16 protein-coding genes are annotated in these 24,759 nt (G+C 68.6%); 6 read left to right on the top strand and 10 right to left on the bottom strand.

Annotated elements, in window-relative coordinates; translation table 11 throughout:
• The first annotated feature begins 328 nt into the window (after positions 1 to 328).
• The 4 genes from GXY15_08585 (at position 329) to galK (ending at position 7,347) form a co-directional block, all read left to right on the top strand.
• On the top strand, positions 329 to 3,709 hold the full coding sequence (locus tag GXY15_08585; GenBank protein NLV41272.1) for a hypothetical protein: 3,381 nt from the start codon (positions 329 to 331) through the stop codon (positions 3,707 to 3,709).
• 27 nt (positions 3,710 to 3,736) lie between these two features.
• Positions 3,737 to 4,951 (top strand): methyltransferase, encoded by a 1,215-nt coding sequence (locus GXY15_08580; protein NLV41271.1) that lies wholly within the window; start codon positions 3,737 to 3,739, stop codon positions 4,949 to 4,951.
• Between the two features lie 49 nt (positions 4,952 to 5,000).
• The gene (gene hemB, locus GXY15_08575) at positions 5,001 to 5,993 is read left to right on the top strand and encodes a porphobilinogen synthase (GenBank protein NLV41270.1); all 993 of its coding nucleotides are present in this window, start codon (positions 5,001 to 5,003) and stop codon (positions 5,991 to 5,993) included.
• Between the two features lie 187 nt (positions 5,994 to 6,180).
• Positions 6,181 to 7,347, top strand: coding sequence for a galactokinase (galK, locus tag GXY15_08570; GenBank protein ID NLV41269.1), 1,167 nt, complete (start codon positions 6,181 to 6,183; stop codon positions 7,345 to 7,347).
• Positions 7,348 to 7,833: 486 nt separating this feature from the next.
• Here the strand turns inward: galK and GXY15_08565 are convergent, their stop codons facing one another.
• Complete coding sequence (locus tag GXY15_08565) at positions 7,834 to 11,064, bottom strand: family 78 glycoside hydrolase catalytic domain (GenBank protein ID NLV41268.1); 3,231 nt, start codon at positions 11,062 to 11,064, stop codon at positions 7,834 to 7,836.
• A gap of 245 nt (positions 11,065 to 11,309) precedes the next feature.
• Here GXY15_08565 and GXY15_08560 point away from each other — a divergent pair, with 245 nt between their 5' ends.
• Positions 11,310 to 11,768, top strand: coding sequence for a hypothetical protein (locus GXY15_08560; protein ID NLV41267.1), 459 nt, complete (start codon positions 11,310 to 11,312; stop codon positions 11,766 to 11,768).
• On the opposite strand, the gene GXY15_08555 is transcribed toward GXY15_08560, so the two are convergent.
• On the bottom strand, positions 11,761 to 12,096 hold the full coding sequence (locus tag GXY15_08555) for a YhbY family RNA-binding protein (GenBank protein NLV41266.1): 336 nt from the start codon (positions 12,094 to 12,096) through the stop codon (positions 11,761 to 11,763). The two genes, GXY15_08560 and GXY15_08555, sit on opposite strands and share 8 nt — an antisense overlap.
• A 160-nt stretch (positions 12,097 to 12,256) precedes the next feature.
• Here GXY15_08555 and GXY15_08550 point away from each other — a divergent pair, with 160 nt between their 5' ends.
• Positions 12,257 to 13,555 (top strand): hypothetical protein, encoded by a 1,299-nt coding sequence (locus GXY15_08550; protein NLV41265.1) that lies wholly within the window; start codon positions 12,257 to 12,259, stop codon positions 13,553 to 13,555.
• Positions 13,556 to 13,570: 15 nt separating this feature from the next.
• On the opposite strand, the gene GXY15_08545 is transcribed toward GXY15_08550, so the two are convergent.
• The 8 genes from GXY15_08545 to GXY15_08510 all read right to left on the bottom strand — a co-directional run bounded on the left by GXY15_08545 (position 13,571) and on the right by GXY15_08510 (position 24,757).
• Positions 13,571 to 14,971, bottom strand: a complete 1,401-nt coding sequence (locus GXY15_08545) for a hypothetical protein (GenBank protein ID NLV41264.1) — start codon at positions 14,969 to 14,971, stop codon at positions 13,571 to 13,573.
• Positions 14,968 to 17,283, bottom strand: a complete 2,316-nt coding sequence (locus tag GXY15_08540) for a DEAD/DEAH box helicase (protein ID NLV41263.1) — start codon at positions 17,281 to 17,283, stop codon at positions 14,968 to 14,970. The genes GXY15_08545 and GXY15_08540 overlap by 4 nt, the downstream gene beginning before the upstream one ends.
• A gap of 95 nt (positions 17,284 to 17,378) precedes the next feature.
• Entirely contained in the window at positions 17,379 to 18,713 is a 1,335-nt protein-coding gene (locus GXY15_08535) for a CCA tRNA nucleotidyltransferase (protein NLV41262.1), read from the bottom strand.
• Complete coding sequence (locus GXY15_08530) at positions 18,697 to 20,856, bottom strand: hypothetical protein (protein NLV41261.1); 2,160 nt, start codon at positions 20,854 to 20,856, stop codon at positions 18,697 to 18,699. Before GXY15_08530 ends, GXY15_08535 begins: the two co-directional genes overlap by 17 nt.
• Before the next feature lie 177 nt (positions 20,857 to 21,033).
• Positions 21,034 to 21,564, bottom strand: a complete 531-nt coding sequence (locus tag GXY15_08525; protein NLV41260.1) for a hypothetical protein — start codon at positions 21,562 to 21,564, stop codon at positions 21,034 to 21,036.
• Positions 21,565 to 21,693: 129 nt separating this feature from the next.
• Positions 21,694 to 23,082 carry a dihydrolipoyl dehydrogenase gene (gene lpdA, locus GXY15_08520; protein ID NLV41259.1) on the bottom strand — a complete coding sequence of 463 codons (1,389 nt, stop codon included), beginning with the start codon at positions 23,080 to 23,082 and terminating at the stop codon, positions 21,694 to 21,696.
• Complete coding sequence (locus GXY15_08515; protein ID NLV41258.1) at positions 23,079 to 23,417, bottom strand: nucleotidyltransferase domain-containing protein; 339 nt, start codon at positions 23,415 to 23,417, stop codon at positions 23,079 to 23,081. The genes lpdA and GXY15_08515 overlap by 4 nt, the downstream gene beginning before the upstream one ends.
• A 29-nt stretch (positions 23,418 to 23,446) precedes the next feature.
• Complete coding sequence (locus GXY15_08510) at positions 23,447 to 24,757, bottom strand: 2-oxo acid dehydrogenase subunit E2 (GenBank protein NLV41257.1); 1,311 nt, start codon at positions 24,755 to 24,757, stop codon at positions 23,447 to 23,449.
• Between the last annotated feature and the right edge of the window lie 2 nt (positions 24,758 to 24,759).

Genomic DNA, 24,759 nt, shown 5'->3' with positions numbered 1-24,759 from the left:
CCTGCCGGGGTTCTTGAAAAAATGGGAGGGGGGCCTGCTGTCCGGTGGTATCGCTGACGCTCAACCACCGGCTAATGTCTTGCATCCCTCCGGGATGCCCAAGACTTTCGCTTTCGGCCATTTCCACCTGTGGCAGAGAGCAACCGGCAGCTTGGGGCGCGAAAGAATACGTCCACTTCATTAGCAGCGAAGCGAAGCCATCTCGTTCCCGGAACTGCCCCGGTTCTCACAGCGTCTTATCCGGGAATCGAGGTTGGGAATGCCCGGCCTGATGCGGTATTCTCTTTCCGTTTGGAACTCTGACTGAACCCCACGGAGACCTCCGTCCATGAAGCACGCTTCCGCGCCCGCCGCCCTGCTGATCCTGGCGCTCCTGCTGGCGGCCGTGCCCGCCCCGGCCGCACCGAATGTCCTCTGGCAGATCGGAAGAAGCGACGACAGCGCGAAAGAGTTCGCCCTCGCGCCGGGCGGCTATGGAAACTTCACCGCGGAGGGCGTCTACTGCGTGGGCATTTCGCGCCCCGGGGCCGACTGGCCCTATGTGCATCCGGGCCCCGGCGACAACTGGGCGGGAGGCAAGACCCACGCCTTCTCCGTGTTCTTCAACCTCCGCAAAGCCCCTGCAGAGGGCGAGTGCGCCGTGGTGCTGGACCTTGCGGACACGCACTACTACGCGCCGCCGCGCCTGCGCGTCGAATTGAACGGCAAGGGGGTGGACCGGAAGACCGAGCCAGGTTCCGGGTCGGACGCTTTCCTGTCGGGCGCTTCGGACAAGGGAAAGGAGACGCGCATCACCGTGACCTTTCCCGCGTCCACCCTGCGGGCCGGGGAAAACACCGTGACCATCACCCCCCTGGCGGGGAGCAGCTGGGCCGTGTATGACGCCCTCTGGATGGAGGCCCCCCGCGGGGCGAAACTCGCCAAGGCGACGATGCCCTTCGTGCAGCTTGGGGCCCCCACCAGCCCGCCGCTGCTGGTGGAGCGCGAAGGAAGCCTGTTCCAGATGCTGCGCGTGCCCGTGCGCCATTTTGGCGACGCCAGCGAGGCCGAGGTGAGCGTGGACGGCGGCCCGGCGACTCGGCATCCGCTGGTCAAGGGGCTCCAGACGCTGGAGGTGCCAGTGCCCGCGGCGGACCAGCCGCGCGACGTGACTGTGGAGGTCCACGCGGGCGGCGCGACGGCGCGGGAGACGGCCACGGTGAACCCCGCCCGCCGGTGGACGGTGTACCTCATGCACCACACCCATCTGGACATCGGCTATACCCACCTCCAGAGCGAGGTCGAGCAGAAGCAGTGGGACCACATGGACCTGGCTCTGGAGCTGATCGGGAAGACGAAGGACTACCCCGACGGCGCGCGGTTCAAGTGGCTGCCCGAGGGGCTCTGGGCCGTGGACAGCTACCTGAAACGCGCGACCCCGGAGAAACGTGACGCCTTCCTGGCGGCGGTTAAAGAGGGGTCCATCGGCCTGGACGCGCTCTACGGCAACCAGCTCACGGCCCTGTGCCGCCCCGAGGAGCTGGTCGAACTGACGGGTTATGCCCGCCGCCTCGCGAGGGAGACGGGCGTGCCCATGGACACGGCCATGATCTCCGACGTGCCGGGCTACACCTGGGGCCTGGTGCCGGCGCTCGCCCAGAGCGGCGTGAAGTACCTCTCCATCGGGCCGAACGCGGGACACCGCATCGGCTTCACCCTGAAGGCCTGGGGCGACCGGCCCTACTACTGGGTTTCCCCCTCCGGGAAGGAGGAGGTGCTCTGCTGGATGGTGGCCAAGGCCTATTCCTGGTACCACTCCGGACCCATGCGCGACGGGGAGAAGATTCTCGCCTACCTGACGGAGCTCCAGGACGCGGGCTTTCCCTACGACATGACGCATGTGCGCTACAACATCGGCGGCGACAACGGCCCGCCCGACCCCGGGCTGCCCGACATGATCCGCGACTGGAACGCCCGCTATGTTTCGCCGAAAATCGTCATCGCCACGCCGCATGAGGCCTTCGCTGCTTTTGAGGCCCGCTACGGGAAGGACCTCCCCCGCGTCACCGGCGACTTCACGCCCTACTGGGAGGACGGCGCGGCGTCGTCCGCCCGCGAGACGGCGGTGAACCGCGACGCCGCCGAGCGGATCGTGCAGGCGCAGGCGCTCTGGAGCATGCTGCGGCCGGAGGACTACCCGGCGGCGGACTTCGAGGCGGCGTGGCGCGAGGTGATCCTCTACGACGAGCACACCTGGGGCGCCCACAACAGCATCAGCGAGCCCGAGGCGGATTTTGTGAAGGGGCAGTGGGCCGTCAAGCAGGCCTTCGCCCTGGAGGCCGACCGGCGCTCCCGCGACCTGCTCGACCGCGCCACGGCGCCCCTGCGCGCGAGGGAAGGCAAAGACGACGCCGTGATGGTGCTCAACACCTCCCCCTGGCCCCGCACCGGACTGGTCACCCTGCCGGGCGACTGGCGGGAGAAGAGCATCGAGGTCCGCGACGCCAAGGGCACCCCGGTGTCCTGCCAGGTGCTCTCCACGGGCGAACTCGCCTTCTTGGCGGCGGACGTGCCCCCCACGGGCGGCGCGAAGTATGTGCTCGCCAAGGCCGCCGCAAGCGACGCCGGCCCGGTGCAATGGACCTTCGACGCCGGAAAGAACGGTTGCTTTGCCACAGCCAATATCCAAAGGAACCGCCTGAAGAACGGGCTGGTGGAAGTGGAGATTGACCCGGCCACGGGCGCGGTGTCCAGTCTGAAGGCCGCCGGGAACGGCGCGGAGCTGGTGGACCGGTCGAAGTACCCCGGGCTCAACGACTACCTCTACGTCGCGGGCCGCAAGCCGGACAACCCGCAGCGGAACGGCGCGCCGACCATCACGGTCAAGGAGAAGGGGCCGCTGGTGGCGTCGCTGCTGGTCACGTCCGACGCGCCGGGCTGCGCCTCCCTCACGCGCGAGGTGCGGCTGGTGGCCGGCCTCGACCACGCGGAGCTGGTGGACACGCTGGACAAGACGAACATCTACGAGAAGGAGGGCGTGCATCTGGCCTTCCCGTTCAACGTGCCGGACGGCGTGGTGCGCATGGACCTGCCGCTGGCCGTGGCCCGTCCCGAGACGGACCAGATGGCCGGGGCGTGCAAGAACTACTTCACCGTGCAGCGGTGGGTGGACGTGTCCAACGACACCCTCGGCGTCACCTGGGCCGTCGCCGACACGCCGCTGGTGCAGGTGGGCGGAATCACCAACGACCCCACGGTCTCCGGCTGGATCGAGAAGCTGGAGCCCTCCACCACCCTCGTCGCCTATGTCATGAACAACTACTGGGAGACGAACTACAAGGCGTCGCAGGACGGCCCCACGACCTTCCGCTACGCCCTGCGCCCGCACACGGGTTACGACCCCGCCGCCGCCCAGCGCTTCGGCACGGACTTCACCCAGCCGCTGGTCGCCGTGCCCGCCGCAAAGCGCGCCAAGGCCCCGGAGACGCGGGTGCGCGTCACCCCGGACTGCGTCGTCGCGACGGTGCTGAAACCCGGCGACGACGGCGCGGCGGACATCCTGCGCCTGTTTAATTCGTCCGACACCGCCTGCGAGGCGGTGGTGGACTGGGGGCGCCCCCGGCCGAAACGCGTTGAAATGAGCACCCTGTCGGAAACGCCCGGCGAGCCGCTGGACGGCCCCGTGCGCCTCGCGCCGTATGAAGTGGTCACCCTGCGCGCTGTGCGCTGAGCCCGCACTTATCAAAGGAGAAAGAACATGACCCCGCGTGAACGCGTGATGGCGGCGCTGAACCACCGGCAGCCGGACACGGTGCCGCTGGACCTTTCCGGACACCGCTCCTCGGGCATCGCCGCCATGGCCTACCCGAAGCTGCGCGCCCATCTGGGCCTGCCGCCCCGGCCGGTGCGGGTCTACGACCCCGTGCAGCAGCTGGCCGTGGTGGACGACGACGTGCTGGACCGCTTCGGCGTGGACACCGTCGAGCTGGGCCGGGGCTTCGCCCTGGACGACCGGGACTGGGCGGAGTGGGTGCTGCCCGACGGCACGCCGTGCCTCGTGAACGCGTGGGTCAAGCCGGAGCGCGACGGGGACCGCTGGGTGATCCGGTCGGCCTCCGGGCGGATCATCGCCGCCATGCCCGACGGCGCGTGGTATTTCGAGCAGACCCACTGGCCCTTCCTCGACAGCGACGACCCGGACCATCTGCCCGAGGCCATGGCCGAATGCATGTGGACGGCCATTGCCTCGCCGCCCGGGCCCCTCGCGCCGGACGCGGAGACCCTGGCCGCCGGGGCAAAGGCCCTGCGCGCGCGCACGGACCGCGCCGTCATCGGCCTCTTCGGCGGCAACCTGCTGGAGATGGGCCAGTTCCTCTACCGCAACGACCAGTTTCTCCTGATGCTGGCGGCGGAGCCCGACCGCGTGAACCGGTTCCTGGACAAGACGGTGGAGCTGCATCTGGCGAACCTGGAGCGCTTCCTCGGCGCCGTGGGGCCCCATGTGGACATCGTGCTGTTCGGCGACGACCTGGGCATGCAGAACGGCCCGCAGATGTCGCCCGACATGTACCGCGAGTACTTCAAGCCCCGCCACGCCCAGATGTGGGCGCGGGCGAAGGAGCTCGCCGACGTGAAGATCATGCTGCACTGCTGCGGCGGGGTGCGGGAGCTGCTCCCGGACCTGATTGACGCCGGGCTGGACGCCATCAACCCCGTGCAGGTCTCCTGCCGGGGCATGGACGCGGCGGGGCTCAAGCGCGACTTCGGGCGCGACCTCACCTTCTGGGGCGGCGGCTGCGACACGCGCGACATCCTGCCCAACGGCACGCCGGAGGCGGTGGCCGCCCATGTGCGCGCGCAGGTGGAAACCATGAACCCCGGCGGCGGCTTCGTGTTCCAGCAGGTGCACAACATCATGGCGAACGTGCCGCCGGAGAACATCACGGCGATGCTTGACGCGGTCCGGGGGTGACGGGCCTCCCCTTCCCCCGGCGCCGCCTGCATGAAAAGGAGGAAAACGCATGAACCTTCATCTGACCGCCCGGCTCCGGCGCATGCGCCGCAACGAGACCCTGCGCCGCATGGCGCGGGAGACGCGGCTGTCCGTGGACAACCTGATCGCCCCGCTCTTCGTGCGCCCCGGCGCGGGGGTGCGCAACCCCATCGCGTCCATGCCCGGCCAGTGCCAGTTCAGCCCGGACACGCTGGCCGAGGAGGCGCGTGCGCTGGCGGACCTCGGGGTCCCGGCGGTGATCCTCTTCGGCATCCCCGACCACAAGGACGCGGAGGGGTCCGGGGCCTATGACCCCGACGGCATCATCCCCCGCGCCGTCGCGGCGGTGAAGACGGCCCGCCCGGACCTGTGCGTCATCACCGACGTGTGCCTCTGCGAGTACACGGACCACGGCCACTGCGGCGTGGTGCGGCCGAACCGCGACGGCGTCCCGGACGTGGACAACGACGCGACGGTGGCCCTGCTCGCGCGCGAGGCGCTGGCCCACGCCCGCGCGGGCGCCGACATGGTGGCCCCGTCGGACATGATGGACGGCCGCGTGGGCGCGATCCGCGACGCCCTGGACGCCCACGGCTTCGCCGACCTCCCCGTCATGGCGTACAGCGCGAAGTTCGCCTCCGCCTTCTACGGGCCCTTCCGCGACGCCGCCGAGTCGCCGCCGCAGTTCGGCGACCGCCGCTCGTACCAGATGGACCCCGCGAACGCCCGCGAGGCCCTGCGCGAGATCGCCCTGGACCTGGACGAGGGCGCGGACATCGTCATGGTAAAGCCCGCACTGCCCTATCTCGACATCCTGCGCGCGGCGGCGGACACCTTTGACATCCCCCTCGCCGCCTACAACGTCAGCGGCGAGTACGCCATGGTCAAGGCCGCCGCGGCCAACGGATGGATCGAGGAGAAACGCGCCGCCCTGGAGATGCTCACCGGCATCCGCCGCGCGGGCGCGCAGATGATCCTGACCTACTGGGCGAAGGACGCGGCGGGGTGGCTTAGGGGTTAGGCCGGAACACGGACCCGCACGGACAGACACTGACAGGCACGGACAAGGCCGCTGCCACGCTGGGTCTTAGTCCGTGGCGGTCCGTGTTCGTCCTTGTTCGTCCGTGTGCCCGGGCGTGATTCCGGCGTCGTTCCTGCGGTATCCTTTTGCGCACACAACAGCGGGCTTGGCCCGGGGAGTTTCGGTGATGACCATTTCGCGTTCGGGCATTGTCCAGGCCTTTGAAAATCGGTTCGGCGGGAGCCCCGACGTGGTGGTGCGCGCGCCGGGGCGCGTGAACATCATCGGCGAGCACACGGACTACAACCACGGATTCGTGCTGCCCATGGCCATCGAGCGGGAGACGGTTATCGCCGCGCGCCGCCGCGACGACCGCGCCCTCCACGCCCGCGCGGAGAATCTCGACCGGGAAACGGTCGCCGACCTCGACCACCGCGTCCGCAGCGCGGAGGAGCCGTGGGTGGACTACATTGTCGGCGTGGCGGAGGAGCTGGCGAAGGAGGGGCTGCCCCTCACGGGCGCGGACCTCGTGGTGGAGGGCGATGTGCCCATCGGATGCGGCCTGAGCAGCTCCGCCGCCCTGGAGATGGCGGCCCTGTGCATGTTCGAGCATTTCGGCGGCTTCACGATGGAGGGCCCCGCCGCCGCCCGTCTCGGCCAGCGCGTCGAGAACCTATTCCTCGGCCTCAGCACCGGCATCATGGACCAGTTCATCTCGCGCTGCGGGAAGGCGGGCCACGGGCTCTTCCTCGACTGCCGCAACTTTGAGTACGAGCTGGTCCCCATCGCCTTCCCGGACGCCGTGTTCGTCATCGCGAACACCGCCTGCCCGCGCGGGCTCACCAGCTCCAAGTACAACGAGCGCGTCGCCGAGTGCGGCGAGGCCGTCCGCGCCCTCCAGCAGGGCGCCAACCCCACCGGCACCCACCTGCGCGACTACACGGTGGACGAGCTGGACGCCTGCGCGGGGCTCATGGGCGATGTCGCCTACCGCCGCGCCCGCCACGTCATCACCGAGGACGACCGCACCCTCGCCGCCCGCGACGCCATGCGCGCCGGCGACATGGCCCGCCTCGGGGAGCTCATGACCGCCTCGGACATCAGCCTGCGCGACGACTACGAGGTCACCAACGCCGAACTCAACGCCATGACCGAAATCGCCCGCGGCCTGCCAGGATGCTTCGGCGCCCGCATGACCGGCGCCGGCTTCGGCGGATGCACCATCAACCTCGTCGCCGCCAACGCCGCAGAAGCCTTCGCCGCCGACCTCCTCGCCCAATACAAAACCGCCACCGGCCGCGACGGCGAGGTTATCCTCTCCAAGCCCGTGGACGGGGCGGGGGTGCTGGCGTAAGAGGGCCGGGATTTCACCACAATGCTTTTCACCACAAAGGCACAAAGGACACAAAGAAGGCAGGGTGTCTTTTCAATTTCGTCCTTCTTGGCCCCTCTCAACCGTGGTCGGCGGCCGGCGGCTCTGGGTCCCCCCCTCAGGGGGTGTCAGCGTCTTCGCGGACGGGGGATGTTCTTTTCTCCGGCCGACGCGCCGCAATCCGGAACATCCCCCGGTTCGCTCCCGCGAACCACCCCCCTCAAGGGGGGACCCGGACACCGCGCGAGCATCTCCCTCATGGCAACCGCCGGGAAAAGCCTTGGCGACAAGTGACGAAGGATCAACAGTTCCCTCGGCACTCACCTGCCACATCCGGTCTTCTTGGTGCTCTTCGTGCCTTCGTGGTAAATCCTCATTGCCTTTTCCGCAAGCACCTCTGAACAAAGAAAAACCCCGGCTGCCAGATCGTTCCGGCGGCCGGGGCCTGTGTTCTTTGCGGGGGCCGGGTTACCCGGCGATTTCGAAGACGTAGGTGCCGGATCCGGCCTCGAAGACCGCCTTGCCGTTGTCGGTCTTCACAAAGCTCAGCCCTGCGGCCTGCTTCACGGGGGCGCCGGACTCGGTGACCTTGGCGGTGTCGGCTGCGGGCACGCGCAGCTCGGCGGTGGTGTTCGCGGGGATGGTGACGCGCCAGGTCAGTTTGCCGTCCTTCTTGTCCCAGCGGCTGAATATCTGGCCGTAGGGGCTGCGGTGGGAGGCCTCGGCGAAGTCGAGCCCGTCCAGAATGACCGGGTCGAGCAGGATTTTCTTGAAGCCCGGCGCGGCGGGGCGGATGCCCGCGACGTGCTCGTAGAACCAGATATTGAGGTCGCCGACGAGCATGACGTGGTTGCCAGAGTTCATGGCGGGGTCGGCGGTGTCGCCGTTCCACAGCTCCCAGATGGTGGTGGCGTTCTTCTCGACCATGTAGCCCCAGCTCGGGTAGTCCTTCTGGCTGGCAAGGGTGTAGGACACGTCGGGCCGGCCGCCGTCGGTCAGCACCCGGTTGAGCCACTGCCCGCCCACAAGGCCGGTGGAGAGGTGGCCGCCGCCCTTGACCATGATGCTGTTGACCAGGCGGTCGAAGAGGGGCTGGCGCATGTCCTCCGGCGCGACGCCGAAGGCCAGCGGCAGGACGCAGGAGGTCTCGGTGCCGTTGGCGTACTTCTTCTCCTTCCTGTCCAGGAATTTGTCATTGAAGGCCGTCGTCATCTCCTTGGCGCGGGCGTCAAATTCGGCGGCGTCGGCGTCCTTCCCCATCTGGCGGGCGTACCCGGCCATGAGGTTCAGGTCGTGGATGAAGTAGACGGTGCCGAGGAAGTCGCCGGGGGTCTTGCGGGCGGGATCCTTGGAGTGGATGAGGTGCTGCTCCTCCGGGGGCACGCACCAGTCGCCGTAGTTGTCGCGCGGCAGGATGCCGTCCTTGATGTACTGCGACATGTGGGTGATCCACTTCTTCATGCCCTCGTAGTGGCGCGCCATGACGCGCGTGTCGCCGTACTGGCGGTGCAGCATGGAGGGGATGATGATGAAGCTGCTGGGCCAGGTGACGTTGTCGTTGTACAGCGGCCAGTAGGCGGGGCACACGTCGGAGACGCTGCCCGTGTCGAGCTGGGCGTCCTCCATGTCGCAGACCCACTTGGCGTAGAGGGCGGAGATGTCGTAGAGGTAGGTCTCGCCCTGGCACTCCGCGGAGCGGTCGCCGAGCCAGCCCTGGCGCTCGTCGCGCTGGGGGCAGTCGGTGGGCATGCTGCGGTAGTTGCCGCGCACGCCCCAGCGGATGTTCTTCTCGATCTGGTTCACCAGTTTGTTCGAGCAGGCAAAGGTGCCCGCCGGGGCCACGTCGTCGTGGACCACCATGCCGACAATGTCGTCCAGCGACGGCTCGCCGGGATGCCCCGTGATCTCGAGGTAGCGGAACCCGAAGTAGGTGAAGCGGGGCTCGAAAACCTCCACGCCCTCCCCCTTCAGGGTGTAGTCGTTGGTGACCTTCGCCCCGCGGATGTTGTCGAGGTACAGCGTGCCGTCGTCCTTGAGCAGCTCGGCGTGGCGCTGGCGGACCGTCGTCCCCTTCGGGCCGCGGACGGTCATGCGGACCCAGCCGACCATGTTCTGGCCCATGTCATAGATGTACATGCCGGGCTTGGGGCTGCTGACGGAAATGGGGTGGACCGTCTCAACGACGCGGATCGGCTCCATCATCTGGGCGGAGAGGACGCCCGTCGGCCCCTCCATCTCCTGCGCGGCCTGCCACGCGGCGTCGTCGAAGCCCGGCGCGTTCCAGCCGGGCATCTCCCTCCGCGCGTCGTAGGTCTCGCCGTCGTACTCGTTGTTCGCGCGGATCGGCCCCTGGTCGGTCAGTTTCCACGACGCGTCGGACCACACGGTCTCCACGGTGCCGTCGGCGTACTCCAAACGCAGCGCGAGGAGGAGCTTGGGAAACCCGTAGGTGTCGGTCTTCGTGGGCTCCGTGAGCCGGGGGGCGTAGTAGCGGCCGTTGCCCAGCCACGCGCCGAGGGCGTTCTTCCCCGGGGTGATCCGGTCGGTCACGTCGTGGACCAGGTAGAAGACGCGCTTGTTGTACTGCGTGCAGCCGGGAGACAGCACCTCGTCGCCGACCTTCTCGCCGTTGAGGTACAGCTCCGACAGCCCGAGGCCGGAATAGGCCACCACGGCGCGGCGCAGGGCCGGCTTCGCCTCAAACTCGCGGCGCAGCATGCGCGCGGGCAGCACGCGGGAGGCCGACGGCTTGATCTCGTTCCACGGCCCCATGCCGTTCTGTCCGATGACCTTCGCCGCCTCCCACGCGCCGTCGTCGAAACCGGGCTTCTCCCAGTCCTTGCCGCCGGTCGTCGAGGACTTCCAGCCCTCCGCGCCGGACAGCGCGATAATCCCGCCGGAGGCCGTCTCCATCCGCAGGGAAATGAGCAGGCCCGCAGGGTTCGGCCCGTCGCCCGCGTTGGACACGGACACGGCGAGCGTGTTGGCGCCGGGCTGGAGGCGCTTGGTGACATCCACCACCACCGCGCCGCGGAAGTCGGAGCACTGCCCCATCTTCTCGCCGTTCACGAAGAAGGTCGCCGAGTTGTCGGCGGAGAACACGCAGACCGCGCTGAGGAGGTCCTCCGGCACGGTGAGGGGCAGGCGGAAGTACCGGGTGCCGACGGCGGCGGCGCTCTCCGGGGACGCCTCCTGCCCCCAGATCCAGGTGGCCTTCAGGAAATCCGTCTCTTCGGCGGACATCTGCTCCCCGCCGGGCAGGCCGACCCACTTTGCCCCGGCCCAGTCCTTTTCCTCCAGCGCGCCCATGCTCCAGTGCGCGGGCTCGCTCCACGAAGAGGGGGCGCCGCCCTTGTCCCACACGCGGACCTTCCAGAAACAGTCCTGGAACGACGCGGGGGCCGCGCCCGCGTATTCAATCTGGATGGAGGCGTCTGAGGCCACCTGTCCCGAATCCCACAGGTCGCCCTTGTCCTCCGCCAGCAGTGCGGCGGAGGAGGCCACCAGCACCTGGTAGGCCGTCTGCGCCTGCCCGCGCCCGTCCGCCGCCATGTTCCAGGACAGACGCGGCTGAAGGGTGTCGATCCCGTGCGGGTTGGTTCGGTATTCACAGCGCAGATGATGGGGCGCCGGGGCGGCAGCGGCGGAAAGGCCAAGCGACAACGCCATCATCGTCACAGGCAGAAAGGACAGATTCATTTTGCGGAGCTCCTTTTTTCGGAATGGGGTGCGGCGTTCAGCCCGCCGCACCGGCCGGTTCGAGGGCACAGTCTGCGCAAAACCCGGCCTTCGCTTCAAGCTTTGCCGGAGAGGCGGAGAACACCAGACGGCCACCGAAAAGAATATTATTGGCAAACGGGGCCGTCCATGCTATAATTCTTACAGTAAAATCGGCAATTGCAGGCGGAAAAGGGAAAAGGTACGCAAACCGGGGGTGGAGCATCATGGACAGCAACAAATTTTTGATTGTGGTGGCTGCGGCGCTGGCCGCGTTCTTGGGCTTGCCCATAGTGATGCAGCAGGTAAAAAACAGCCGCCAGGGCGCGGGGGCCACCGCCCCTGCGGCGGGGCAGGCCGCTCCGGGGGGCGCGCCCGCTGCCGCCACCACACCGCGCGAACCGCCGCTCCTTAACGCCAGCAACATTGTCGGAACGGAATGGGCGCTTCAGGCGGACCAGTACAAGCTGAAAGTGGCGGTCATGCCGAATGGTGTGCTGTACGTGTACCATCCCATGCTCAAATCCATGATAGGCGTGGATTACCTGCAGGGCACCTGGCAGTTGGACTACGACAAGTTCAACGTCTCAGGGCAGTTTGGCGGCCAGTCTCTCGACGAGACAGTCTACATTTCCGGAGACAAGCTGTTCACCAAGAACGGCACTCAGGTGGAGCGGTTCAAATGACCGGGGGGCGTTTGGGCGGCTTGGGGGCGTCGGGCAGGGTGATCCGGCGCTTCTCCGGGTCGGGGTGTCTGCGGAAGAAGAGCACCACATGCCCGATGCGCCCGGGAATCACACTGCCGGTGGCCTCGCGGATTTGTTCCGACAGGGCCGCCTTCTCGTCTTTAAACTCGTTGAACCGGACCTTAACCAGTTCGTGGGCCTCGAGCGCGGCGGCCACCGCCCGGACCAGATTCTCGGTCACACCCTGCTTGCCGACGATTACAACGGCGTCCAGGGCCTGGGCCAGTCCGCGGAGGTGTTTCCGCTGGAGAGAGGTCAATTCGTCCATGTATAGATTCCTTTTGGGTGGTTTTTCGTCCCCGCAAACGCGGGAAGTCTAGCACAGGCCACACCCGGGGAACATACCGCCCCCGGAAAGTGGCGGAGGCGGACCCCGGCGGGTATGATGAAACGGTGCGCGGGCATTCCCGGCAACAAGGACACAGACCATGGCGATGACAAACGAGGAGGCCTCCTCCCTCTATGAGGATGCGCTGGCGAAACTTCAGGCCGGAAACCGCGATGCGTGCCTGTCCATCCTGGAGGGCTTGGAGCGCGAACGGCCCAACAGCCGCCATGTGACGTACTACCGCGCGGTGTGCCTGGCGCAGCTTGGCCGCCCCGACGAGGCGGAGGAGTGCGCGGGGCGTCTGGAGGGCAAGGTGGACGCCGACACGCTGGCCAGGCTTCGGGACGAAATCTCCCAGGCCCGCCTGCGCGAAGCCGTTTCCAACCCGGCCCAGGACACCGATCAGAACCTGCTGACGGTGCAGAACGTGTATCCCGCCTCCACGGAGGAGTGCCAGATGCAGGTGACCGTGCGGTCGGGCGTCTTTCACACGGGCGACGACCTGACCATTGTGTCGTCGAACGGCGCGCGGACCACGGCGCCCATTCTGCGCATCGGCACCGGGGAGGTGCCGCTCAACCTGGTGCGGGCGGGCCAGACGGCCTTCATGGTGGTGAGGGTGGACCCGATGATGGTCGCGCCGGGCTCCACCGCGACCTGCGAGGCTCGGGAGGAAGTGTACGGCGCGACGATGGTCGTGTCGTCGGCCAAGCCCGGCGCGGTCGAGGGCACGTCGGCCATGACGCCGGAGCTGCTCTCCCTGGAGCGCATGGTCCGGAAGGGGGAATACGCCGACGCGGAGCGCCTGCTGAACATCCACGCGCTGCAGCATCCGGAGCACTACGCGGCGAACCGGATACTGGCGCAAGTCTATCTCGACGCCCCGCCCCCGCTGGAAAACCTCCCGCTCGCCATCTCCCAGATACGGTCGGCCTACGCCAAGGGCGGCGCGGAGGACCCCTCGGTCATCCATCTGCTCGCGGAGATTTTGGGGCGGAACAAGGAGGCGGCCCAGGGGCTCCGGTTTCTGGAGCGCCTCTATGGGGCCACCCAGGACCCCGCGGCGCGCCAGGCCCTCGCGGACCGCATCCACGCCTACCGGGACACTTTCGGGCTGGGCCACGTGTTTCAGTTCTCCGATGAATACGGCGAGGTGGTCTTCGAGACTGAGGAGCGCGCGGAGGCGGAAAAGGCGGTCGCCAAGGCGGCCCTCCCCGCCGGGGCCAAGTGCCGGACGGACAATGTGGGCGAGTGGCAGCCCGTGGACCGGGTGTTCGCAACAAACACCCCGGCGGCCGCGGCCGGCACCGCGCCCAAGTACAATCCGTGGTCCATCCTGGTACTGGTGCTGCTGCTGGCCGTGTTGGCGGCCGTTATCCTGCCCTGGCTCCTCCGCTGACGCGGCGACCTTGGCTCAGTCTTCAGCGGTCAGGCCCCAGGCCCCGCCCAGTTTGCGCTGGATGCGGGCGAGACGCCCCCGCAGCTCCCCGGTCCCCGCGCACTCGCCCCCCTGCGGCGACCCCTCCAGCAGGTCCAGCGTCTCCCGGCAGACCCGCTCCGCGCGCAAGAGGTTGCGCGCGCGGTGTTCCAGGTGCTTGGCCAGCTCCGCCGCCCCGGCCGCATCGGCGGGGAACTCCCCGTGCCACTTTTCCAGCATGACCTCGGTCTCCTCCCAGCGCCCCCGGCGTTTTCCGGCCAGACACAGCATCTCCAGGCATTCCCGGCGCAGCGGCGGCGGCGCGTCGCGTTGGAGCCATTCGGCCCCCGCGGCCAGCACCTGGTCGTAACGCTTTTCCCGGAAATGCAGGCGGATCAGGGACAACTGGTCCTCCGCGTGGTCAAATTCACACCCCTCGGCCCTGTCCAGGTGGCTGGACAGCGCCCCCAGCAGGGTGACCATGGACAGAATGTCCACGCGGTGGTGGTAGAAAACCCCCTCCAGCGGGCGCGCGTCGCGGGTGTGCAGATACTCCAGCCAGCGCTCGGGAATCAGGTGGCTGGGCACGTCACCGTGGCGGCGGACGCCAAGCACCTCGCGCTCGAGGTTTCCCAGGCTGCAGTCGCTGAGGCGGCGCTTCCAAAAGCGCCGCGCCGCGTGCACCAGGTCCAGATGGGCCAGGGCGTCAAACCGGCAGGGCATCCGGTGCTGCACAAAACGCGTCCGCAGCAGCGGCAGGTCAAAGCTCTTCCCGTTGAAGCTGACCACGGTCTTGAACCGGGAGAGCAGCCCGGCGATCCACTCCAGCAGGGCGGGCTCGTCGTCGTAGTCGCGCAGGAAGCACTGGTCCACCCGGAACATGCCGTCCACATGGTAGCCCATGCCGACGAGAAAGGCGACGGTCCCCGCGCCGCCCGCCAGCCCGGTGGTCTCCGTGTCCATGAAGACCGCCTCGCGCGGATCGCAGGCGGACAGGGTTTCGTCGCAGGCGGCCAGGGCCAGGTGCGCTCCGCGACTCTCCAGCCCCGCGCCGAGGGAAAAGGCCCCGTGAAAATGCTCCGGGGGATACTCGCGGCGCAGGAGGAAGAACGCGGACTGGTCGTCGCCGATAATCTCGCCGCCGAGCACCTTCTCCACCTCATACTCCCCGTCGGCGAGCCGCCGGCACTCCTCCTCCCGCCGGGTGGTCCAGTCCGCGCCGCGCATGAGCCCCAGCCGCTCCTGAAGCCGCCGCCGCGACTCCTCCTCCAGCGTGCCGGGGGCGGATGCGGGCTTGTCCTCCGGGGCCTCCTCCGCCTTGCGGGGGGACGGCGCGGGCAGGTCGCGGGCCCGCGTCAGGTTGAGTTTTCTGAACAGTTCCTCTTTGTCCGTGGTCATGCGCCTTCCCCTTCCCGCGCCTGCGAACCCGCCGCCGCGCCCGCCGCAAGCACCATGCCCGCCAGCGCGAGGGCGGTCCGTTTGCCCTGGGGCCCCGTCTCCGCGCCGGGCCCCACGCAGCTGGGGCACCCCTCCCGGCAGGAGCACCCGGAGAGCAGGGAGACGGCGGCCTCGAACAGCCGCCGGTGGTGCGTGTACAGCTTGTCGCTGAAGCCCACCCCGCCCGGATAGGTCTCGTAGAGGAACACTGTGGGCTTTTCCGACACGGGCGCCCGGAGCATGGCCTGCGCCCGAAGGTCGCCCAGGTCGCAGAACACATAGACCGGGGCCACCTGCCGCAGGGCGTTGGCCAGCCCGTTCAGCCCGCCGCCAATCTCCTCCTTCTGGAGCCCCATAGTCTCCAGCACCGCCCCGTCGAACTCCACCCAGTAGCCGGTGGTGTGCATGGTCTGCTCGGGCAGGTGAATCTCCCCCCAGCCCACATTCTCGTGCGTGCCGAACTTGATCTTCTTGTAGATGGTGGGCAGCCAGGTCACGCTGAGCTCGCCGGAGCAGCGCGCGGCGGGCCCGGCCTCCTCCTCGCGGAACCGGTCGAGCACCTTGAGGTCCACCTTCATCTCCGCGTCGGTGTAATAGTCCACCTCCACGGGCCGCGCGTGGGCCTTCCGGTTTTCCAGGTCGAGGGACTCAATCAGGTACTGCCGCGTCTCGTGGAGGTATACCGCGTTCTGGTAGACCTCCACCGGCGCGGCAAAATAGTCCACCTCGCCGATGACCCGGCCGTTGTCCGTCACGTCCAGAATCACCACGTTGCCCGGGGCCGCCGTGCGCAGGCTGATGTCGGAGGCGGGGTAGGTCTCGGCGCTCCAGTGCCATTTGCCGCGCACCTTGCGCAGCACCCGGCACTCCGCCAGATAGTCCAGCAGGTGCGCCGTGGACACCGCGTCCACGCCGAAGGCCTCGCCCTCCGCAAAGGGGAGCTCAAACGCCGCGCACTTGATGTGGCTGGCGAGGATGACCAGGTTGTTGGGGTCGAGGGTGCCGTTCTCGCAGGGCTGCTCGAAGAAGTACTCCGGGTGGCCGATGATGTACTGGTCGAGGGGCGCGCTGGACGCCACCAGCACGACGAGGGACACGGCGCTGCGGCGGCCGGCCCGGCCCGACTGCTGCCAGGTGCTCGCCACACTGCCGGCGTAGCCCGCCATGACGCACGCGTCGAGGGCGCCGATGTCAATGCCCAGCTCGAGGGCGTTCGTGCTGACGACGGCCATCACCTCCCCCGCCCGCAGGCCCCGCTCGATCTCGCGGCGCTCCGTCGGGAGGTAGCCGCCCCGGTAGCCGCGCACCAGCGCGTCGGGCTTGCCCATCCGGCGCACCGCCTCCTTGAGGTAGGTGGTGAGGATCTCCACGCGCAGGCGGCTGCGGGCGAAGACAATGGACTGGACGTCCCGCGAGAGCAGGCCCGCGGCGATGCGCGCCGCCTGCTTCACCGAGGATGCCCGGATGCCCAGCTCGTGGTTCACCACCGGCGGGTTGAAGAACAGAAAATGCTTCTCCCCGCGCGGCGCGCCGTTGCGGTCCACCAGCCGCACGGGCGCCTCGATGATCCGCTCGGCCATCTCCTTCGGGTTGGCGATGGTGGCGCTGCAGCAGATGAACCGCGGCGAGGACCCGTAGAACGCGCAGATCCGCTTCAGCCGCCGGACCACGTTGGCGAGGTGGCTGCCGAAAACGCCCCGGTAGTGGTGCACCTCGTCTATGACGACAAACTCGAGGTTCTCGAAGAGGCGAATCCAGATGGTGTGGTGCGGCAGGATGCCCGCGTGCAGCATGTCGGGGTTCGTCACGATGATGTGGCCCGCGTTGCGCACCGCCTTGCGCGCGCCGGCAGGCGTGTCCCCGTCGAACGTGTACGTGCCGATCTTCACCTCCAGCGCCTCAATCGTCGAGGTGAGCTCCTGCACCTGGTCCTGCCCCAGCGCCTTGGTGGGGAACAGGTACAGCGCGCGGGCGTTGGGGTTTTCCATCAGGCGGTTCAGCACGGGCAGGTTGTAGCACAGCGTCTTGCCCGAGGCCGTCGGCGTGACCACGCAGACATTCTCCCCCGCCATCACCGCCGACACCGCCTCGTGCTGGTGGCTGTAGAGCCGCGTGACGCCCCGGCGGGCATACCCCTCCGCCAGTTTCGGATGCACCCCCGGCGGGGACTCCCGGTAATCCCCCGCTGTCTCTGGAATCACCTCCCACCGCGTCAGATGCTCGCAAAACCCCGCGTCCCGCCGCAGTTTCTCGATCATTTGCGCCACGTTCATCAGGTCTGGCCGCCTTTCCAGTGGACTGAATATACCATCAGTGGTTTGGAGGTGCAACATTTGCCGCCCCCGGAAAACGGGGGCGGGCCTGGGGGTCAGCGGAGGGCGTCCCCGCCGTAACGCTCCGCCACCCATGCCAGGGCCTCCTCGCGGGAGGCGTGCCGCCCCTCCAGAAACCCCTCGCGCAGCTCGGCGAGAATCTCGCGGAAGAGCGGGCCCGGGCGCAGGCCCAGCCGGATCAGGTCGTCCCCCGTGACGGGGCACGGGGGCGGCTGAACCCCCTCCGACAGCCCGGCAATATAGTCCCGAATCCAGGCCACGCGCGACATGTCGCCGTGGCTGGCCGCGCAGTCCAGCTCCGTCAGTTCGAGCAGCAGGGGGAAATCCGGTTCCGCGACAAGAAGCCGACGGCGTCCCTCGCGCATTTCGGGGAGCACCGACACGCGCATGTGCTGGGCGACGAGCCACACGATCCGCCGGGTTTCGTCGGCGGTCATCCGCAGGCGCCGGCACACCGCCCCCGCCGTCCGCGCCCCCTCCTTTTCATGGAAGTTGAACCGGATGCGGTCCTCGAAGGTCTGTGTCGCCGGCTTGCCGGCATCGTGCAGCAGGGCGGCCATCGCCAGCACGGGGGAACAGCCTGCCGGAAGCCGGTCCAGCATCAGGGCCGTGTGGATGAACACATCCCCCTCCGGATGAAACTCCGGGGGTTGGGCGACCCCCTTAAGGGCGTCAACCTCGGGAAGAATCTCCCGGAGGAGCCCTGTCTCGTCCAGCAGACGGAACGCCCGTCCCGCCGCGCCGGAGGTCAGCATGCGCAGCAGCTCCCCGCGCACCCGCTCCGCGCTCACTCCGTCGCGGATGCGCGGGGCCATCCGGCGCACCGCCGCCAGCGTCTCCCCTTCCAGGGAAAAGCCAAGCTGGGCGGCGAAGCGGACCGCGCGCAAAAGCCGAAGGCGGTCCTCCGCAAACCGCCGTTCTGGATTTCCCACCGTTCGGATGACCCCCGCCCGCAGGTCGGAAAGTCCGCCGGCATAATCCAGGATTTCGCCGGAAACGGGGTCCTGAAACAGGGCGTTCACCGTGAAGTCGCGGCGCGCGGCGTCCGACCGCTCATCCCCCGGACTCACAGACTCCGGACGGCGGCCGTCCCGGTAGCGGCCGTCCCTGCGGAACGTGGCCACTTCATACGGCACCCCGTTCTCCACCACCAGCACCACGCCAAAGGCCAGTCCCACCGGAAAGGTCCGGTCGAACAGGCTCAAGATTTCCTGGACCGGCGCGGAGGTGGCAATGTCGTAATCTTGGGGAACCCGCCCGAGTATCCGGTCGCGGACGCACCCCCCGGCCAGCAGGGCCCGGTGTCCGGCCCGCTCAAGCCGGGCGCAGATGTCCGCCGCCGCCCGTTCCCGGTCATCCCGGGGCGGCATGAACCGGCCCTCCCGGCCCGTTGGCAAACGCCGTCCGCCGCAGCCCGGGATGGAGCAGCACGCCGCCCGCCACCACGGCGAACACGGCGGGTTCCCCCCCGCGCAAAACGGGGACGAGCTGGCACAGGGTCAGCGTGGCGGCGAGCGAAAAGACGAGCACGCCCCCCACTTTGGACGGGATGGACCCCGCCGCCCACCCCAGGAGAAGGAAGCCGAAGGCCATGCACCAGGCTGCGCCAAGCTCTCCCGCGGCAAGGGGAAACGGGAAGAAGGCGGTGGCCAGGGCCGCGGTGCCCAGCAGGAGGACCGCGGCCGCGAGACCTTTCATCAGGCGTCCCGCCGGCGTCCACAGAGTTCCCGCCACCGCATAGAGGGAAAGGGCGACCACAAGCCCCGGCCAGGGGTCCACACGCTGCGGACCCGCCTCCAGCCCGGCGGCCCCGTACACCGCCACAAACAAGAGCCCTGTCACCAGGGCTGCGGTGCCTGCGGCGGCGCGCATGCCCGGTCCGCCGCGCCGGAAAAGGACCGGAAGAAGCGCGGAGAGAGCGCAGACGGCGGCCAGGGTGCCCGGCGCCCCCAGATGGGGGGCGGCCGCGGGCGCCGCCAGCGCCAAGCCCCCCCACCACGGAAGCGCGCACAGCAGCAGCAGATCCCAGGATGCCGCCGCACGGTGGCGGCGCAGGTAATCCTCCCACGCCGCCGCCGCAAGGAAGGTCACCATCACCATGCCCGTTGCCCCTGCGGCCGGGGGGACGCCGGACCGGTCAAAGGCATGAAAGCACAGATGGGCCGCCAGCACCGGGAGCATGGCGGCGGCGGATACGGAGACGGATCCCAGCAGCCAGCCCGCCCCCAGAAACAGCGCCGCGGCCGCCGCAAGCGCCTGGGGAAGCGCCTCCCCCGCCCCGTGGCGCGCCACCATCATGTGTATCCAGAGAAAAGCCGCCACCCCGGCGCACAGAACCCCCAGCAGGGACGCCCCGAAATCCCTCCGGTTCCGGTCATGCACCCAGGCCGCCAGCAGCAGCAGCACGGTCACCGCCAGCAGAGCGGCCCACTCGCCGGAAAGGTCCAGATGCAGAACGTCCCGGAACATCGCGTTTCCGCCGGGGGTCATGCCGGCCACCAGCACCAGCAGAAGAAGGAGAGACTCGGTCCTGCGCAGGGAAAGGCTGTTCGCCTTCCAGATCGCGGCCGCCGCCAGGCCGAGACACGCGGCGGCCAGGGCGGCCGCCCCCCCCACCCGGGGAAGGAACGCGAGGGCAAGCAAGCCCCCCGCCACCGCGCCGTCCCGCACGGCGCCGGCGCCAGACCGGAAAGGCAGGGCAACCGCCAGCAGTGCCAGGGCGCCGCCCGCCGCCCATCCGGGAGAAAAGCCGCCCGTCACTTTCCACATCGCCAGACAGGAAAAAAGATAGGCGCAGAGATTGACCAATCCCGGCAGTTTGGCCGCCGCCCCCCCGGGACCGGAAAGGATGGAAAAGGAGAGACTGAAAAGAAAGAAGCCCGCTGTGAGGGTGGCCGATTCCCACCCGCCGCCCCGGCCCGGGAGAAGGGCGGCCCATCCCTCCGCCACCCCCCCCCAATAGGCGGCGTAGAAGAGCGCCATGGCCAGGCCTGCCGCGGCTTGGTGCTGCTTTCGGGCCGCCAGCGCGCCGGCACCCGCCAGCAGGAGCAAACCCAGAGACGCCCCCGCGTCAAACCCCGCACCGTCGCCGCCCGCCAGGTTCAGGGCCGGCGACAGCACGCACAGCAGGCCGCAGACCACCGCCGGCAGGCCGCCCAGGCCGCCGTAGAGCAGCAGCGCAAGCGCGGCGAATATGGGAACGGCCATCCGGGGATCCGGCGCAGCCCCGGACAGGTGGGAAGCCGCCGACAGGCAGGAGGAGAGAAGAAGACCCAGGCCGGCGCCCATAAGAACCATCCGGGCGCGCGGAAGAAAACGCGCACCCACCACCAGCCCCAGTCCGGCGGCCAGAAAAGGGGTTTCCCCCCCCAGGGACGGGTGCCCGGACAGGCGGCCTGACAGCGCCCAACGCAGGCCGAGCACCCCGCACGCAAGCAGGACACCCAGCCAGGCACCCGCCTCCGCTCCGCGCTCCCCGCCCGCAGGGGGTGTCTGCGAAGGCCCGTCTTCCATCCGTTCGATCTCCAAACGCTCCAGCATCCTCTGGTTATGCCGCGACCCTGTCCGCACACCGGCTATCCTATACGGAAAGCCCCCTCCGTTTCATGCAGAGCTGCCCCCGCAAAACGCCGCAGGACAGCAAACGCCGCCCGGCGGACCGGGCGGCGCCAAAAAAGCAGTTTCAGACCGCTACTTGCGGGTCCACACCAGCGGCCTAATGTCCTCGTTCCCCAGCCACGGGACATCGAACGTTCCGTTTTCGTATCCGTCCCTGAGATACTGCGGCAGCAGGTCATATCCGGGAATGACGTAAATCTTGTCCTCAATGATTTTGTAGGCCGCCACGGTCGTGAGGTTCATCGGCGAAACGGGGATTCCGATGCAGAACAGCCGCACCTTCAAGGTCTCCAGATTGAGGGCGACAGTGTCAATGACCCCCTTCCTCTCTTTCTGGTAGGTGCCGGTAATCTGGCCCTTGATGAACCAGCCGATGAGGAATAAGTCGGTGTCAATGCGGACGTCCACCTCCCCGTCGTCAAAAATGACCTTGGCTTCGGGGTTGGGGACAAACGGGAGCCCCGCCAGCTGCTCGTCAATATCGAGAAATTCGGCAAGATTGGCGATCCAAGCGCCCTCCAGCTCGGCGCCCCCCCGGGGATCACACCCCGTGAGCGACACCGCCAGCATCAACGCACAGCCTACCGCCGCAAGTTTCTTCATGTTGGATACCTCCGTTTGCATCCCGGGTTAGTGGTTCACAGTCACGGCAGAGCGCGTCTCCTACCGGGGAAAATCTTACCACACCGTTCACAGATTTGTTACATTCTTTTTTCGGCGAAAACCGGAAATTCACTTCCGGGGCTTGCTGTGGATGCCCATGCCGTAGTAATCCTCCGCGGCCTCCAGCACGGCCTCGGCCAGCGTCGGGTGGGTGTGGATCGTGTGGACGATCTCCTCCACCGTGGCCTCCAGGGACATGGCCAGCGCGCCCAGGGCGATCAGCTCGCCCGCCTCGGGCCCCATGATGTGCATGCCCAGAATCTCGTCCGTGGCGGCGTCGCCCACGATCTTCACCATGCCGTCCGTCTCGCCCAGGGCATGCGCGCGGCCGTTCCCCGCGAAGGCGAAGCGCCCGCATTTCACCTGGAAGCCCTTCGCGGCGGCCTCCTTCTCCGTGAGGCCGACGGACGCCACCTCGGGGGAGGTGAAGTTGCAGGACGGCAGAACGCGGTAGTCCACCTTCTTGCTGCCGCCCGTGGCGTTGGTCGCCGCGACGATGCCCTCGGCGGACGCGCCGTGGGCCAGCCAGGTGCGGTCAATGACGTCGCCGACGGCGTAGACGCCCGGCGCGCCGGTCTCCATGCGGTCGTTCACGATGACGCCGCCGCGCTTGCCGAGCTGGATGCCCAGCGCGGGGTTCGCGGCCACGATTTCGCTGTTGCACTGGAGCCCGATGCCGACGAGCACGAGGTCCACCTCGATGGCGCCGGGGGCCTCGCCCTCGAGGGTCAGTTTGGCGCCCTGCGCGAGCCGCTCAAGTTTTGCCACCTTGGTTCCCGTGCGCACGTCCATGCCGGCGCGCTTCCAGAGCTGCCCCGCGCGCTTGGAAAGCTCCTCGTCGCACTTGGGCAGGACCGTCGGCATCATCTCGATGATTGTGACCTTCGCGCCGAAGGCGTTCCAGATGCAGGCGAACTCCGCGCCGAGCGCCCCGGCGCCGATCACCGCCACGCGGCCCGGCACCTCGGCGAGGCGCAGGGCCTCCGTGCTCCCGATCACCGTCTTCCCGTCAAACTCCAGCCCCGGCAGCACCGCCGGACGTCCACCCGTGGCGAGGATGATGTTTTTCGCGCCGTACTCCACGCCATTCACCGCCACGCGGCCGGGGCCGGGCAGCGACGCCTCGCCGGTCACGGTGTCAATGCCGTTGGCCTTGAAGAGCGCCTCGATCCCGCCGGTGTTGATGCCGACGACCTTCTCCTTGCGCTGGAGGAGGCGCGGCACGTCCAGCGTGACGCCGTCCACATGCAGGCCGAACTCCTCCGCGTGCCGGATGCGCTTGTAGAGGTTGGCGGTGTTGATCAGGGTCTTGGTCGGAATGCAGCCCACGTTGAGGCACACGCCGCCCAGGTGTTTCCGCTCCGCCACCATCACCTTCGCGCCGCGCTGCGCCGCCCGGATGGCCGCCACATACCCGCCGGGGCCCGCCCCGATCACCGCCACATCGTAGGTCTTCATGCGCTTTCTCCTGTTGCGCGCCCCGCGGGCGCGGCTTCCTGAACCACCACATACGCCTCTTCAACGATCCGGCGGAAGGTCTCGCCCGTCGCCGCCCAGTCCACCACGTCCACCCGGATGGGCAGCGCGGACTCCGTGAACGACTCGCGGAGCAGCGCGCGCCGGGAAAGGTCCATCGGCTCGCTGGTCATGAACGCCAAATCCAGGTCGGACATGCGCCGGGACGTCCCCGTCACGCGCGACCCAAAGGCCCGCACCTCCATGCCCGGCACCTGCTCGCGCAGGATGGCACGAACCAACTCCAGGGCGGACGGATCCAAATCAAGTGTTGTCATTCCGGGTCCATTCCGAAGTCCAGGCGGGGCTAGAACGCCCCCTCTTCCAGCAGGGCCTTGAGCCGGCCCATGAACTGGGCCGCCACCGAGCCGTCAATGACGCGGTGGTCGCTGGAGAGGGTCAGTTTCATGATCGGCCGGATGTGGATGCCGCCGTCTATGACGACCACCCGGTCCTTGATCTGACCGACGGCGAGGATGGCGCTGTCGGGCTGGTTGATGATCGCCGTGAACTGGTCCACGCCGAATGCGCCCAGATTGGACACGGTGAAGGTGTTGCCCGTGTAGTCGTCGGGGAGCAACTTGCCGGTCTGCGCCTTGGTGGCCAGCGACTTCGCGGCGGCGCACAGGCCCTCCAGCGACAGGAGCTGCGCCTGCCGGATGACGGGGACGATCAGCCCCGTCGGAAGCGCCACGGCCACGCCCAGGTTCACGTCCGGCGCCTGCTCGATGGCGTCGCCGCACCACCGCGCGTTGACCTGCGGAAACTCCCGCAGGGCCTTGGCCGCCGCGAAGAGCACCAGGTCGTTGAAGGACGCCTTGAAGGCCTTGTTGGCCGCGCGGAACTGCTTCGCGGCGAGCATGTCCACCTCGACGGTGACGTAGTAGTGCGGCGCGGCGAACTTGCTCTCGCACATGCGCTGGGCGATGATGCGGCGCATCGGCGTGAGGGGGGCGCGCAACGCGCCCGCCGCCGGGGCCGGGGCCGCCGCAGGGGCCGCCTTCGCCTGAAGGACATCGTCCTTCGTGATCTTGCCGCCGATGCCCGTGCCGGAGACGCCCCGCAGGTCCACACCCGCGTTCTCCGCCACGCGCCGCGCCACGGGGGTCGCCCTCACGGAGCCCAGCGCGGCCGCCGCCGCGGCCACATCTTCTGAAAGCACGCGCCCGCCGGGGCCGGAACCCGCCACCGCGCCGAGGTCCACCCCCTTCTCCTCCGCCAGTTTCCGCGCGCGCGGGGAGGCCTTGGCCCCGCCGTCCGCCGTTCCCGTCGCCGCGGGGGCCGCCGCGGGAGCCGCAACTGCGGGGGCGGTCTGGGCCGCCGGGGCCGATGCCGCCACCGGCGCGGGGGCCGCGCCGCCGACACCCTCGGGCAGCGCCTCGTCGGCCGCGCCCACCAGCGCCACCACGGTCAGCACGGGCACCTCAACGCCCGCGGGCACGAGAATTTTCCGGAGCACGCCGCTCGCCGTGCACTCGCACTCCACCTCCGCCTTGTCCGTCTGGATGGAGAAGAGCGGATCGCCCTCCTGGACGGTGTCGCCCTCGCTCTTGAACCATTTGACGATCTCCGCGTCCTCGACGGAGTTGCCCATCTTGGGAAGAAGTATCTCGTGCATGC

Source organism: Candidatus Hydrogenedentota bacterium, assembly GCA_012730045.1.
Lineage (GTDB): Bacteria > Hydrogenedentota > Hydrogenedentia > Hydrogenedentales > CAITNO01 > JAAYBR01.
Note: the sequence above shows the minus strand (reverse complement) of the source record. Positions and strands in the feature narration are given on the sequence as shown.

Coding starts and splice junctions, on each gene's coding strand:
- GXY15_08540 (NLV41263.1), bottom strand. CDS start 17,283: ATGAACGTGGCGCAAATGATCGAGAAACTGCGGCGGGACGCGGGGTTT.
- hemB (NLV41270.1), top strand. CDS start 5,001: ATGAACCTTCATCTGACCGCCCGGCTCCGGCGCATGCGCCGCAACGAG.
- GXY15_08515 (NLV41258.1), bottom strand. CDS start 23,417: ATGACAACACTTGATTTGGATCCGTCCGCCCTGGAGTTGGTTCGTGCC.
- GXY15_08565 (NLV41268.1), bottom strand. CDS start 11,064: ATGAATCTGTCCTTTCTGCCTGTGACGATGATGGCGTTGTCGCTTGGC.
- lpdA (NLV41259.1), bottom strand. CDS start 23,082: ATGAAGACCTACGATGTGGCGGTGATCGGGGCGGGCCCCGGCGGGTAT.
- galK (NLV41269.1), top strand. CDS start 6,181: ATGACCATTTCGCGTTCGGGCATTGTCCAGGCCTTTGAAAATCGGTTC.
- GXY15_08510 (NLV41257.1), bottom strand. CDS start 24,757: ATGCACGAGATACTTCTTCCCAAGATGGGCAACTCCGTCGAGGACGCG.
- GXY15_08560 (NLV41267.1), top strand. CDS start 11,310: ATGGACAGCAACAAATTTTTGATTGTGGTGGCTGCGGCGCTGGCCGCG.
- GXY15_08535 (NLV41262.1), bottom strand. CDS start 18,713: ATGCCGCCCCGGGATGACCGGGAACGGGCGGCGGCGGACATCTGCGCC.
- GXY15_08525 (NLV41260.1), bottom strand. CDS start 21,564: ATGAAGAAACTTGCGGCGGTAGGCTGTGCGTTGATGCTGGCGGTGTCG.
- GXY15_08555 (NLV41266.1), bottom strand. CDS start 12,096: ATGGACGAATTGACCTCTCTCCAGCGGAAACACCTCCGCGGACTGGCC.
- GXY15_08585 (NLV41272.1), top strand. CDS start 329: ATGAAGCACGCTTCCGCGCCCGCCGCCCTGCTGATCCTGGCGCTCCTG.
- GXY15_08545 (NLV41264.1), bottom strand. CDS start 14,971: ATGACCACGGACAAAGAGGAACTGTTCAGAAAACTCAACCTGACGCGG.
- GXY15_08530 (NLV41261.1), bottom strand. CDS start 20,856: ATGGAAGACGGGCCTTCGCAGACACCCCCTGCGGGCGGGGAGCGCGGA.
- GXY15_08580 (NLV41271.1), top strand. CDS start 3,737: ATGACCCCGCGTGAACGCGTGATGGCGGCGCTGAACCACCGGCAGCCG.
- GXY15_08550 (NLV41265.1), top strand. CDS start 12,257: ATGGCGATGACAAACGAGGAGGCCTCCTCCCTCTATGAGGATGCGCTG.